Annotated in this window: 14 protein-coding genes; 12 read left to right on the plus strand and 2 right to left on the minus strand. The window is 36.7% G+C overall.

The genetic code is table 11. From position 1 onward, the window contains the following. Positions 1-585: 585 nt before the first annotated feature. Complete coding sequence (locus tag ESP02_RS04305; RefSeq protein ID WP_002335083.1) at positions 586-1,434, minus strand: MurR/RpiR family transcriptional regulator; 849 nt, start codon at positions 1,432-1,434, stop codon at positions 586-588. A 165-nt stretch (positions 1,435-1,599) separates the two neighbouring features. Here ESP02_RS04305 and gnd point away from each other — a divergent pair, with 165 nt between their 5' ends. Genes gnd through ESP02_RS04360 form a run of 10 tightly spaced genes read left to right on the plus strand, consistent with a single transcriptional unit; the run spans position 1,600 to position 10,058 of the window. Continuing rightward, positions 1,600-2,502 carry a phosphogluconate dehydrogenase (NAD(+)-dependent, decarboxylating) gene (gene gnd / locus ESP02_RS04315; RefSeq protein ID WP_025478508.1) on the plus strand — a complete coding sequence of 301 codons (903 nt, stop codon included), beginning with the start codon at positions 1,600-1,602 and terminating at the stop codon, positions 2,500-2,502. Between the two features lies 1 nt (position 2,503). Further along, positions 2,504-3,505 (plus strand): D-isomer specific 2-hydroxyacid dehydrogenase family protein, encoded by a 1,002-nt coding sequence (locus ESP02_RS04320; protein WP_025478509.1) that lies wholly within the window; start codon positions 2,504-2,506, stop codon positions 3,503-3,505. Between the two features lie 8 nt (positions 3,506-3,513). After that, positions 3,514-4,617, plus strand: a complete 1,104-nt coding sequence (locus ESP02_RS04325) for an iron-containing alcohol dehydrogenase family protein (protein WP_038398955.1) — start codon at positions 3,514-3,516, stop codon at positions 4,615-4,617. 13 nt (positions 4,618-4,630) lie between these two features. Next, entirely contained in the window at positions 4,631-5,464 is an 834-nt protein-coding gene (locus tag ESP02_RS04330) for a PTS sugar transporter subunit IIC (protein WP_002374644.1), read from the plus strand. Positions 5,465-5,481: 17 nt separating this feature from the next. Next, positions 5,482-6,339 carry a PTS system mannose/fructose/sorbose family transporter subunit IID gene (locus tag ESP02_RS04335; RefSeq protein ID WP_002374645.1) on the plus strand — a complete coding sequence of 286 codons (858 nt, stop codon included), beginning with the start codon at positions 5,482-5,484 and terminating at the stop codon, positions 6,337-6,339. A 21-nt stretch (positions 6,340-6,360) separates the two neighbouring features. Next, positions 6,361-6,870 carry a PTS sugar transporter subunit IIB gene (locus ESP02_RS04340; RefSeq protein ID WP_002296648.1) on the plus strand — a complete coding sequence of 170 codons (510 nt, stop codon included), beginning with the start codon at positions 6,361-6,363 and terminating at the stop codon, positions 6,868-6,870. 36 nt (positions 6,871-6,906) lie between these two features. Then, positions 6,907-7,773: a hypothetical protein gene (locus ESP02_RS04345; RefSeq protein ID WP_002374647.1), complete on the plus strand. Its 867-nt coding sequence runs from the start codon at positions 6,907-6,909 to the stop codon at positions 7,771-7,773. A gap of 33 nt (positions 7,774-7,806) precedes the next feature. Continuing rightward, positions 7,807-8,250 carry a PTS sugar transporter subunit IIA gene (locus tag ESP02_RS04350; RefSeq protein WP_025478511.1) on the plus strand — a complete coding sequence of 148 codons (444 nt, stop codon included), beginning with the start codon at positions 7,807-7,809 and terminating at the stop codon, positions 8,248-8,250. Between the two features lie 16 nt (positions 8,251-8,266). Then, complete coding sequence (gene uxuA, locus ESP02_RS04355; RefSeq protein ID WP_025478512.1) at positions 8,267-9,352, plus strand: mannonate dehydratase; 1,086 nt, start codon at positions 8,267-8,269, stop codon at positions 9,350-9,352. Then, the gene (locus ESP02_RS04360) at positions 9,345-10,058 is read left to right on the plus strand and encodes an HAD family phosphatase (RefSeq protein WP_002374653.1); all 714 of its coding nucleotides are present in this window, start codon (positions 9,345-9,347) and stop codon (positions 10,056-10,058) included. Before uxuA ends, ESP02_RS04360 begins: the two co-directional genes overlap by 8 nt. Positions 10,059-10,254: 196 nt before the next feature. On the opposite strand, the gene ESP02_RS13270 is transcribed toward ESP02_RS04360, so the two are convergent. Continuing rightward, the gene (locus ESP02_RS13270) at positions 10,255-10,404 is read right to left on the minus strand and encodes a hypothetical protein (protein WP_002296658.1); all 150 of its coding nucleotides are present in this window, start codon (positions 10,402-10,404) and stop codon (positions 10,255-10,257) included. Between the two features lie 386 nt (positions 10,405-10,790). On the opposite strand from ESP02_RS13270, the gene ESP02_RS04365 reads away from it, so the two are divergent. Continuing rightward, positions 10,791-10,991 carry a cold-shock protein gene (locus ESP02_RS04365; protein WP_002293303.1) on the plus strand — a complete coding sequence of 67 codons (201 nt, stop codon included), beginning with the start codon at positions 10,791-10,793 and terminating at the stop codon, positions 10,989-10,991. A 524-nt stretch (positions 10,992-11,515) separates the two neighbouring features. Further along, the gene (locus ESP02_RS04370; protein WP_002374658.1) at positions 11,516-12,103 is read left to right on the plus strand and encodes a hypothetical protein; all 588 of its coding nucleotides are present in this window, start codon (positions 11,516-11,518) and stop codon (positions 12,101-12,103) included. Positions 12,104-12,146: the final 43 nt, after the last annotated feature.

A 12,146-nucleotide genomic window follows, 5' to 3' on the forward strand; every position in this document is an offset into this window, starting at 1 on the left:
GTGAACAAAAACTACCATCTATCAATCATGAGTAAGCTTGAAACAAAGATATCTCACGATAAGTCAAAGAGGATTCATCCATCATATAGATAGAAAGTTCATTAGTATATGTCTAGACCAATAATGAAAAATATGAGAAACTAATAGAAAAGGTTTAGGATACCCCCAAAAGAATTTCCCCAAAAATTCGATGTATCCTAAACTTTTTTATTTTACATAACAATCATAACAACTGTGAAATAAAATTACAAACGATAACCTAATATGTATTCGAAAGCCAGTTTTGTCAAGAGAATGCTTGATTCATCAAAGATTTATTTTTATTTTTTAGAAAATAAGAAACAAAACTAATAAAAAAAAGAAAAAATAAATTTTTCGCTGCTGTATACTATCCTTGTTATCGCATCTAATAAGTCACTCGAATAATACCAATACAACCTTCTCCAAAGATGTGATAACATATGTTCTAACCCACCGACTATTGATGTTCTGTACCACCCTTACAGAACCCGAAAAGCCACTACCAAATATTTGGTAATGGCTTTTTAGGTTTTAATGGATTTTTTTACTTTTTCTGTTATGGTGCTATTTCTTGATTTCAGAAATCGTATGACGAACTTTAGCGATAGAACGACGTGATTCTTTTTCATTATAAAACATCAAGATTACATATAGAGAGTCTAAAATACTTAGTTGCGAAATACGGGAAGCTAATGCTTCAGATCGGAATTCTGTTTCTTCAGAAATAGAAATAAAAACGACATCGCCAAGTTTAGCAAGGGAAGAATTAGCTTGGCTAGTAATAACAATTGTTTTTGCTCCAGTTTTTCTGACGGTTTCAGCAATATGGATTGTTTCTTTTGATTGCCCTGTGTGAGAAATCAAAACAGCACAGTCTTTTTCCGTCAATAAAGAAGCTTCCATCAACTGAATATGGTAATCCGTACTGTGAGAAGTCGCGATAGGGGAACGCAAAAATTTATGGTAGGCGTCAGTTGCTACAATCTCTGAACCACCAACACCGAAAAAATAGACACGTTTAGATTCATTGATAATAGTAGCTGCTTTTTTTAGATCTTTTTGTTGTAATAACCTTTTTGTGTCATTTAAAGTGGAAATACTGGACTCGAACACTTTTTGCGCCATAGTGAGCTCAGTATCCGTTTTCTGAATATTTTCGTGGATTGAAATAGCAGATAGATCATTTTCTTGGATCAACATGGCCATTTTAAAATCTTTAAATCCATTATAACCAAGTTTTTTTGTAAATTGAAAAAAAGTAGAGTCAGCAATGCCCAGTTCACTTGCTAAATTGCTGATCGGACTATGACTTACTTTGCTAGGATTTTCTAAAATATAATCGGCGATAGCCTGTTCTTTTGGGCTGAAGTCGTTGTACATTGTTTTGATTTGTAGTCTTATGGAGACGCTCATGAGAATTCCTCCTTTTCATAATAAGATTATCATTTTTTCCGTTCTCATTAATGTTAAAGATACAAGGAGAGCAGGAAAAAATCAAACAAAAAATATTTTTGTAAAATATATTTACAAAAAAATATTTTTTTGTATAATGAGGGTATAAGAAATGGAGGCGCTATCATGGAAATTGGTGTAATTGGTTTGGGAAAAATGGGATTGAATTTAGCTTTAAACTTAAAAGAGCACCATCACAAAGTACAAGGACTCGACATTTCAAGTACAGCTGTTAGTCTGGCAAGAGAAAGTGGCGTTTCTGCTTATCAAGAGATCTCTGAATTTCTAGCTACTTTTGAGCAGAAAAAAATCATCTGGTTAATGCTTCCTGCTGGAGAGATAACCGAAAACATGTTAAGAAAACTTTTTCCAAAACTCGGACCAGGAGACATTGTTATTGAAGGCGGAAACTCTTATTATAAAGATTCAATCCGTCGAGCAGAAGAGTTTCAGAAAAATGAAATCGGTTACTTGGATTGCGGGACTTCTGGGGGAATCGAAGGAGCACGACATCAAGCCTGCTTAATGATTGGAGGAGATAAAGAAACTTTTCTATCCGTGGAACAATTATTCAAAGATGTAGCAATTGAAAGAGGGTATCTGTATGCTGGTGCATCCGGAAGCGGACACTTCTTGAAAATGATCCATAATGGAATCGAATATGGAATGATGCAAGCAATCGGTGAAGGATTCCAACTTGTACAAAAAAGTGAGTATGCTTTTGACTTGGAACAAGTCGCACGTGTTTGGAATCATGGTTCGGTGATTCGCGGCTGGCTGATGAAAATCATGGAAGATCAGTTAAAAGAACATCCCAATTTAAGTAATTATCGGGGAATCGTTTCTGCATCAGGTGAAGCGAAATGGACGGTTGAAACAGCGCTAGAAATGGCTGTTCCAGTTCCAGTAATTGCAACTAGTTTGTTCATGAGGAATCTTTCACAGGAAGAAGATAGTTTTTCAGCAAAAGTAGTTTCAGCACTAAGAAATGGGTTTGGCGGACATGAAATAGTTGAAAAGGGTGAGTAAAATGCCAGATTATCATATAGCAATCGTTAATTCCAGCAGTTTCGGGAAAGTTTTTCCACACCACTTGGAAAGATTAAAGTCGGTTGGAGACGTTCATTTCTTTACTGTTGATCAAGAGATTCCAGGAAAAGAATTAGCGGAGTTACTTAAAGGATTCAATATCATTATTGCAAGTGTTACGCCATTTTTTCGACGAGATTTTTTCGAAAACAAAGATGAATTGCTATTGATTTCCCGACATGGTATTGGTTACAACAATATTGATTTAAAAGCAGCAAAAGAACACCAGACAATCGTATCTATCATACCTGCTTTAGTTGAACGAAATGCTGTAGCAGAAAATAATATAACTAATTTGTTGTCCATGCTTCGACGCACGACACAAGCACAAGCAAGAGTCAAGGACGATCGATGGGAAGATCGGGCGGAGTTCGTCGGTAGGACGCTGTTTAACAAAACAGTTGGTGTGATTGGTGCAGGAAATACCGGCAGCGGAGTAATCGAAATTTTGCGTAACGGTTTTCGCTGTGATGTTCTAGCTTATGATCCTTACAAATCAGATTTATACATCGAAAGCTTTGGTGCAAAAAAAGTAGAACTTCAAGAATTACTGGAACATTCAGATATCATTTGTTTATGTGCGAATTTGACAGAAGAGAACTATCACATGATTTCTGCTAAAGAAGTCGATCAGATGAAAGAAAATGTTTATCTATCTAATAGTGCAAGAGGCGCTCTAGTTGATGAAGAAGCGATGATTAATGGTCTGAAAAGCGGAAAGATCGCAGGATATGCCACAGATGTTTTAGAAGAAGAACCGGGACGTCAAGATCATCCGTATTTAGCGTTTGAACAAGTAGTGATTACGCCACATATATCGGCCTACACAAGGGAATGTTTAGAAGCAATGGGTGAAAAATGTGTCAGAGATGTAGAACAGATCAGTCAGCATCTTCTTCCTGAACGTTCTGTCCAGACAGAGAGTGATTATATAAAAGGATGATGAAGAAAATGGTGAACGGGTTAAAAGTGAAAACGGGTCCTCAATTTTATTTATATGAAGAAGGTGGCATTTCAAAAGTTTCTGATCTCTTAGAATCATACGGTGCAAAAAGAGTATTGATTACCCATGGAACGGTATCATGGGAAAAGGCGCTACCTAAATTAGTATTTTTGAATGACGAAACGATTCAATTTTTTTATCATCGTTATTCTGGAGAATGTAGTTACGCTGAAGCCAGACGAATAGCTACAATCATCAAAGGAAATGAAATCGATTTCTTGGTTGGCGTTGGCGGAGGAAAACTGACCGATCTAGTGGGGTATAGCGCAAACCTTGCAAAAATCAATTTTGGCGTCATACCTACTTTAGCTAGTAATTGCGCTCCTTGGACACCACTTGCTGTCATGTATAAGGAGAATGGACAAGCAGAAGGGAAAACAGAACACTTTTACAGACAAGCTGCTTTTTTTATAACAGATCCCCAATTAGTGATTGATTCCCCTGTTCCATATTTCATTGCCGGGTTAGCAGATACACTTGCCAAATGGTATGAATCTGAGCTCATCTTAGAACAAGATTTTTTGCAAGATGAATCATTTTTGAAGCTAGCACAAGATACTGCGAAGATCTGCAAAGAAGAGATTTTGAATCATTCTGCTAAAGCAATCCAAGATATGGCACAAAGAAAACTGACATCGGAGTTCAAACAGCTTTCAGAGATTATCTTTGCTGTTGCTGGTTTAGTTGGAGGATTAGGAGATAAATACGCAAGAAATGCGGCAGCACATGCTATGCATGACGCTATCAGTAAATATATTCCGGAAAGCCATCGTTTTCTACATGGAGAAAAAGTGGCGTATGGAATTTTCTACCAATTGGCACTAGAAGGTCGTTGGGAAAAAATAGACGAGTTATATCCTTTGTATCAGGAATTAGAACTGCCGGTTTCTCTAGAACAAATGGGATTATTTCCGAAAGATAAACAAATAATAGATAAAATGGCTGAATTTATTGATTCGAAAGAGAAAGTGCATTTGATTCCTATAGAGGTGACAAAGAAATCATTGATACAGTCAATGATGGAACTGGAAGGTTATATCAGAAAAATCTGAAGGAGGAGGACACATGGAAACATTAAGTGTAGTACAAAGTTTGTTAATTGCTTTATGGGTAGCCGCGGTCATGTCCCGCTGGTTAGGTGGAGGAGCCACGTTGACCTTACGTTTTTCTCCTTTGATGACTGGATTAGTCGTCGGGTTGATCATGGGGGAAGTTGCACAAGCAATGATCGTTACAGCTGCTCTGCAAATGATTTATATGGGGGTTTTTTCTCCAGGAGGATCGATGCCAGCTGAACCTTCCATTGCAGCAGCTATCGCAGTACCAGTCGCATTATTAGGGGATCTGTCACCAGAAGCAGCGATTGCTGTTGCGGTGCCAGTCGGATTGCTCGGAAGTTACTTGTATCAGTTTCGTTTTTTCATCAATACTTTTTTAGGTAAATATACAGATAAAGCTGTAGAAGATTTGAATACAAAAGCTATGGCCCGATCAATTATTCTTTATCCAACGGTTGCCTCATTTTTATTATTCGTTCCGCTTGTTTTCGTTGCTTTATATTTAGGGGCACCATTGATTGCTGATGTAATCAAAGCTTTAGAGGGAACAGTTGTTATCCACATTCTTGAAGTAGTAGGTGGAGGGTTAGCGGCAATCGGTATCGCGACAACTGTATACGTTATCGGTCGAAAAGATTATCTGGTCTTTTTCTTCCTTGCTTATTTTATGAGTGTTGTTTTGAAATCTTTAGATATTACGATGGTTACTTATGCCATTTTTGGGATTATTATCGCTTTGATCTTTGTCCAGTCGCAAAAAGGGAAACAAGTACAGCTTGCTACAAGCAATAACAATTCAGCATCTTTTGATGACGAAGATGATTATGATGACGGATTTTAATTTAGGAGGAATGGGAAATGGCTGAAATAATGGATAATCAAACAGGTGCTCCTGAAGAAATCACGAAAAAAGATGTAACAAAAGCATATCTGAGATGGCATTTTGCAAACGAAATTCCTCACTCTTTTGAACGTTACTTGGCGCCATCACTACTATACGGAATGATGCCAATCTTGAAAAAACTTTATAAAGATGAAGACGCTTTAAAAGCAGCGTATAAACGCCAGTTACTGTTCTTCAACACTCAATTAAGCTGGGGCGGCGGTGTGATCACTGGCCTAATGTCTTCTATGGAACAGCAAAGAGCAGAAGAAGAGTATGAAGAGAAAGAGATTCTGATGCAGGATGACTTGATGTATAACACGAAAGCGGGATTGATGGGGGCACTAGCAGGAATCGGAGATGCAATCGATTCAGGAACCGTCCAATATATTTTTATTGCGATCGCGGTACCTTGGGCACAACAGGGAAGTCCTTTAGGCGCACTTTTTCCTTTTATCTGCTTTGGGTTGTATCAGGTTTTACTAGGGGTATTTTTTGCAAGACAAGCTTTCACTATGGGCCGTAATGCTACAGGCCTGATGCAAAACACTGGTGTTCAGACAGCGATTGAAATGCTATCAGTTTTAGGATTATTTATGATGGGGGTGCTTGCGGGAAACTATGTAAAAGTAGAATCTTCATTGAAATTTGCAATTTCCGGACGTGAGTTTGTTATCCAGGAAATTCTTGATCAAATCGTGCCAGGAATATTACCTTTAGCTGTCGTAATGGGTGTGTACTTGTTCTATACGAAAAAAGGTTTGAAAGTCACACAAGCATTATTATGGCTGACAGGAATATTAATTGTGCTAGCAGGAATCGGTATTTTATAAAAAGAAGGGAATGTGAATAAGATGGGTGTAGTCAATTTAGCGCGTGTGGATGAGCGTTTGATCCATGGACAAGTAATGGTAACGTTATCTCAAAAAAGTGGAGTGAATTCCATTTTTGTTGTAGACGAAGTTGTAGCAAAAGATAAATTTATGAGAGATCTTTACAAAAATGCAGGAAGCCGTACAGGACAAAAAACAATTGTCATTACACCAGAGAAAGCTAAATTCTATTGGGATGAATATCAATTTAAAGAGTACAATTGTATTTTGATCGCAAAAACAGTCCAAACGATTTACGACTTAGTAAAACACGGAATCCCCATGGAAGAATTGAATATCGGAGGGATTGCTCAAAAAAATCCTGATACAGATCTTTTAGTGACGAAATCTGTTTATTTAAATAAATCAGATGCTGAAAAATTGAAAGAAATGAATGAACAATATGGCGTAAAGAATATTTATTTTCAAGCCACTCCATCTGCACCTAAAACAGGATTAAAAGATGTATTGAACAAGTTTGATTTGTCATGAACAAATGCTTAGAAAAAAGATAAAGAGGGCGGAAAAATGAAGAAGAACGAGCTGTTTCGTGATTGGGAATTCCGTTATCGCTATGTTTACCGTAAGCGACGTACAAAAAAGAGTAAACAGCGTTTTCTTTCAGCGTTGGTATCAGATATTTACAGTATGAGAACAGATGTGACAGTCATTGCTTACGATACGCCAGCCTACCGATCAAAAAATATTTATGTTGGAGATATCGAAAAAGCAGAGAAAGTTATCTGTACTTATTACGATACACCCGTTCATACATTAGGAAGTTATTTCATGTTTGATTGGAAAGACCAACGGAAAAAAACAATCTATTCTATATTATTGTCCTTCATTTTGTTGTTCAGTTTAGGTTGGTGGGGAATGATGATATATAACGGAAATCCTCATCACGTATTCGATCTGCTATCCGTACAAACAAGTATCACTGTACTAGCATTTGGGAGCTACTTTTTCTTATTGGGAAAAGCAGCGCGCGGATGGTCTAGCAGACAAACGTTTATTCGAAATACTTCATCCATATTAACGATGCTGGAAATGATCCGTACGATCGATGATCCGAATGTAGCGTATGCGTTTGTTGATGAAGGCTGTTATGGAAAAAAGGGTTTGGACAGTGTGAGATTGAGTATGAAAAAAGAGGGCATTCTTTTTTATCTAGACTCTGTTGGGGCAGATACACCGTTACAGTTTTCGGGATATTATTTTTCAAATGAAGAACAGCGGCTAAAAAAAGTTGATAAGTTGAAAGAAAAAAATATCAATTATATTTTTAGTGCAAGAAAAAAGCAAGCACAGTTTTTCTATTTGACCAAAACAGATTTACGAGGGAAAACATTTAATTGGCAAAATGCCAACCAGATTATTGCTCTTTTTCTATAATTGAAAAGTGCAAAACAAGGAGTGAGAAGACTCATGTTGGAAATCATGATCGTTACACATGGTAAGTTGAGCGAAGGACTGAAAGATGCGGCAGAAGTAATTGTCGGGACATCAAGCCATATTGAAACAGTGTGCTTAGAGTCTGGGGAAGACATCCAAACATTCGGAGAGAAAGTCAAAGAAAAATTAACTATGATCAACACAGCAGAACCCGTGCTAGTATTTGTTGATCTAATTAGCGCAAGTCCGTACAATCAAGCGCTCTTGGCAGTCAATGAACTGACTGAAGAAAAGAAAGCAGCCACTTATGTCATAGGGGGCGTGAATCTGCCAATGTTGTTAGAAGCAATCAATCATCAGATGCTTCACACACCGATAGAAGAAGCGGTGGAACAAATTGTCAAACAAGGAAAAGATAATTTAACTGTTTGGCATGCTTCAGCGGAAGAAAAAAATTTAGATGAGGACGATTTTTAGAAGGAAGGCTGAAAAGATGAAGTGGGGATTTAGATGGTATGGTGAAAAAGGGGATTCGATCCCATTAAAATATGTTCGCCAAATACCGGGAATAAATGGGATAATTGGAACTTTGCTGACTAAAATGCCTGGAGATGTTTGGGAGATTTCAGAAATTGAGGAGTTGAAAGCATCTGTTGAGAGCCAAGGACTGGAACTGCTTGGAATTGAAAGTGTCGCAGTCCATGATGCAATCAAGGCAGGAACAGATGAACGAGATTACTATATTGATAACTATATACAAACAATCAAAAATTTGTCTCGATGTGGGGTTCGATTGATTTGCTATAGCTTCAAACCAATTTTTGGATGGGCGAAAACTGATTTGTTTAATGAAAACAACGATGGAAGCTATTCTCTTTTATACGATCAAAAAATCGTCGATCAGATGGAGCCAGGAGAGATGTATCAATTGATACACAGTCAGTCAAAGGGATTCAAATTGCCAGGTTGGGAAGAAGAACGGTTGAAAAAATTCGCTCAGCTGGAAAAACTGTATGAAGGAATGACCGAAGAAGAATTATTTGAAAATCTGACTTATTTTTTAGAAAAAGTGATTCCTGTATGCGAAAAAGCAGATGTAAAAATGGCTATCCATCCAGATGATCCACCATGGGAACTTTTTGGTTTTCCTAGAGTGACGAAAAATCTTGGCGACTTGAAGAAAATTCTAAATGCAGTAGATTCTCCATATAATGGACTAACGCTGTGCACAGGATCTTTAGGGGCAAATCCTGAAAACGATTTAGTTGAAATCATTCATGAGGTAGGTTCTCGCATCCACTTTGTCCACTTTAGAAACGTGGAGTTTTTAGGAGAAAGAAAGTTCAAAGAAACGGCACATCCTTCTACAGAAGGATCCCTTGATATGCATCATATTATGAAAGCGTTGGTGCAAGAAGGGTTCGACGGTCCTATACGCCCTGATCATGGTAGAACCGTGTGGGGTGAAGTGGCTATGCCTGGGTATGGCCTGTATGATCGTGCAATGGGACTCACTTACATGCAAGGTCTATATGAGGCGATAAGTAAGGAAAAACCACTGGGAGAGCATTATGAATAAAATCAAGCTCTTCATCTTTGATATGGATGGCCTTTTATTAGAAACTGGACGTTTAGCTTATCGTGCTTATGTAAAATCAGCACAAAAGTATGATTATGAAATGCGTAAGGAAGTCTATTATTTACTGACTGGCCAGACAGAAGCGGCTATAAGAGAACAAATGGGCAATTTGTACGGAGAAGATGTTCCATATACCAAATGGCGAGAAGCAATCAATCAATATAAAGAAAAAATCGTGAAAGAAGATAAGAGAGTATATACGAAAAAAGGAGCAAAAGAAATTTTAGCTTTTGCAAAAGAAAGAGGAATCCATACAATCGTGGCTTCGTCTAATACACGGGTAAAAGTAGAAATGTATTTAAAAATGGAAAATCTATATGCCTTGTTTGATCAAATCATTTCAGGGGATGATGTAAAAAAAGGGAAGCCGGAACCAGAGATCTTTTTGAAAGCTTGTTCAAAAATGAATATTCCTCCAAGTGAAGCACTTGTATTTGAAGACTCGATTGCAGGGATCGAAGCAGCAAGACGAGCGGGTATTTTGTCTTTTCTCATCAAAGATCATTTGATAGGGTTGCCCGATCATAATGGGAAGCATAAGTTGAAAGTAGATGTAAGTTTATATGAGCATGATAAAGCAGACTATGAATTTTATGACCTGCATCAAGCAAAACGATTTTTAGAAAGTAAAGGGTTATATCTCTAATAAAGAGGACTAGTTTCTAGTTCTCTTTATTTATGGTCCTAGATGAGTGATGAAAAAGAAGCAATTTTTAATTTGTAGCATCTATTTGATTTGTATTGAAAAATTTGGAGCAAACACAAAACGCACCCACTGTTATTATCCAGTAGATGCGTTTAAAGAGAAGAACGAGAATCGTCCATATGAGGGTTTCCACTCCTTATGCAGATTTTTTTAATTCTTGCACTGCTTGTTCGATCGTAACACCTGTTGCTACATGATTGGTATTTTCTTTGTCAAAAACGACAAAGAGATTCAAATCTGTATCCAAGGTTACTCGATATTGTATATCTTTGTTATAGAATGTCATAGTCATTCTCCTTTCTTTAAATACTTGCTGAAAGGCAACGAACGCGTTGATAACGAAATTCCATTTATAAGTATACCACCAATTGAAAGGTTTTCATAGTTAAGAAATTTTAAAGTCAAATAGTTGCCGATAAAAACATATAAACAAGAAAACAAAAAGAGAATCAAACGCGGTTATCCAACATTTTTATCGATTCGAAGACAATAAATTTTATATTTCATTGCATTATTCTTGTGTTATTAGAAAAAGCATGATATATTAAACAAGTAATCTATTTTGAAACGTAATTTGAGCGATATATCTACATAGATAAAACTCCTTTTGCCTATCAAATATTTATTGCAACGAAAAAACGTACATTGATACGTATCAGGAGGAATTTATTTATGAATAACGGTACAGTAAAATGGTTCAACGCAGACAAAGGTTTTGGCTTCATCACTGGTGAAGATGGAAATGATGTATTTGCACATTTCTCAGCTATCCAAGGCGACGGCTTCAAAACTTTAGAAGAAGGCCAAGCAGTGTCTTACGATGTTGAAGATGGTCAACGTGGCCCTCAAGCAACAAACATTGTTAAAGCTTAATAAAAATTGTCTTTTAACCGTCTTTTCGAAAGAAAAGACGGTTTTTTTGTACGAAGAAATTTATTGATCGTTGAATAGACGGAAGAATGTTTTTCTTGGTGCTTTTTTGTTTCGTCCTTTGATTTTTTCATTTCATAGCTATGTTTGTTTGTCAATAGGTATTTTGGAGAAGTATTTTACATAAAGTTGTGTATTAATCATTAAAAAAATAAAAAAACAGATCAACTATTATTTTTGCATAATTATTTAAAGAGAATTAAAACGAAAAAGCCTAATGATAGTAAGGCTTTAAAGAGTTTTTTTGTTTGTTAAATAACTAAATTTATTTTAGTTATTTAAATTATACCTTTTATTTTAAGTGTGTTTAACTTATTTTTTTATTTAAAAATAACTATGTTATGTATTATAAAAGTTATAAGAGTTTTTAAATAAAATTTAAGAACATTTAGAAATTATTAAGCTTTATCTGAAAATAAAAAAACGAAATGTTATTATTTTAGTCTGTTTTCAGGGGGGATAATCTTATGATAAAAAAACTATTTTTACTATCAACATTAACACTAGCAATGGCAGGTTGTTCTACAACCGATTCGGCAACTGAATCAACAACAGAAACAACTGAAGACACGACAGAAGAGGTAAAAGTTGAGACGATCACAGAAGCAGAAGTAGACGAAGCACGGGAACGCTGGGCAGAAGCAATCATAAATATCGGTGCAGCAAGCGAAGAAGGTATGGAGGAAGCAACAGAAAAAGCAGAAGAAGTCATCGAGACATTGTATGCATACGACGAAGGTGCTGTGCTTTTTAAACCAACTAAAGCTGCAGAGTTACCATTCAGGGCAACAAAAGAAGAAGCACTTTCTTATTTCGTTGGCGGTGATATCAGCGAAGATTCTGGTTTTGCGTTAGAGCCTTGGACAGACATCCGCTTCGACAATCATGAAACGATCATCGATACGGATTCAGCACTCGCTTCAGGAGAATATTACTTTACTTCTGGGGAAACGGGTGATGAAACAAAAGTAGAATATACTTTCGGATTTATACGTGATGACGAAGGTAACCTGAGAATCAACTTGCACCATTCGAGCTTACCCTACGGTGGTTAAGTCTTTTTCGATGAGGGAAGAGTTTTTCATGTTATATCAGAGC

It is taken from the genome of Enterococcus sp. NBRC 3427 (assembly GCF_007996925.1).
Taxonomy (GTDB): Bacteria; Bacillota; Bacilli; order Lactobacillales; family Enterococcaceae; genus Enterococcus_B; species Enterococcus_B lactis.

Bases quoted from the DNA above. Each gene is read 5' to 3' on its own strand.
- ESP02_RS04345 (WP_002374647.1), top strand. From the start codon at position 6,907: ATGAAGAAGAACGAGCTGTTTCGTGATTGGGAATTCCGTTATCGCTAT.
- ESP02_RS04365 (WP_002293303.1), top strand. From the start codon at position 10,791: ATGAATAACGGTACAGTAAAATGGTTCAACGCAGACAAAGGTTTTGGC.
- ESP02_RS04325 (WP_038398955.1), top strand. From the start codon at position 3,514: ATGGTGAACGGGTTAAAAGTGAAAACGGGTCCTCAATTTTATTTATAT.
- ESP02_RS04305 (WP_002335083.1), bottom strand. From the start codon at position 1,434: ATGAGCGTCTCCATAAGACTACAAATCAAAACAATGTACAACGACTTC.
- ESP02_RS13270 (WP_002296658.1), bottom strand. From the start codon at position 10,404: ATGACATTCTATAACAAAGATATACAATATCGAGTAACCTTGGATACA.
- ESP02_RS04320 (WP_025478509.1), top strand. From the start codon at position 2,504: ATGCCAGATTATCATATAGCAATCGTTAATTCCAGCAGTTTCGGGAAA.
- uxuA (WP_025478512.1), top strand. From the start codon at position 8,267: ATGAAGTGGGGATTTAGATGGTATGGTGAAAAAGGGGATTCGATCCCA.
- ESP02_RS04330 (WP_002374644.1), top strand. From the start codon at position 4,631: ATGGAAACATTAAGTGTAGTACAAAGTTTGTTAATTGCTTTATGGGTA.
- ESP02_RS04350 (WP_025478511.1), top strand. From the start codon at position 7,807: ATGTTGGAAATCATGATCGTTACACATGGTAAGTTGAGCGAAGGACTG.
- gnd (WP_025478508.1), top strand. From the start codon at position 1,600: ATGGAAATTGGTGTAATTGGTTTGGGAAAAATGGGATTGAATTTAGCT.
- ESP02_RS04335 (WP_002374645.1), top strand. From the start codon at position 5,482: ATGGCTGAAATAATGGATAATCAAACAGGTGCTCCTGAAGAAATCACG.
- ESP02_RS04370 (WP_002374658.1), top strand. From the start codon at position 11,516: ATGATAAAAAAACTATTTTTACTATCAACATTAACACTAGCAATGGCA.
- ESP02_RS04340 (WP_002296648.1), top strand. From the start codon at position 6,361: ATGGGTGTAGTCAATTTAGCGCGTGTGGATGAGCGTTTGATCCATGGA.
- ESP02_RS04360 (WP_002374653.1), top strand. From the start codon at position 9,345: ATGAATAAAATCAAGCTCTTCATCTTTGATATGGATGGCCTTTTATTA.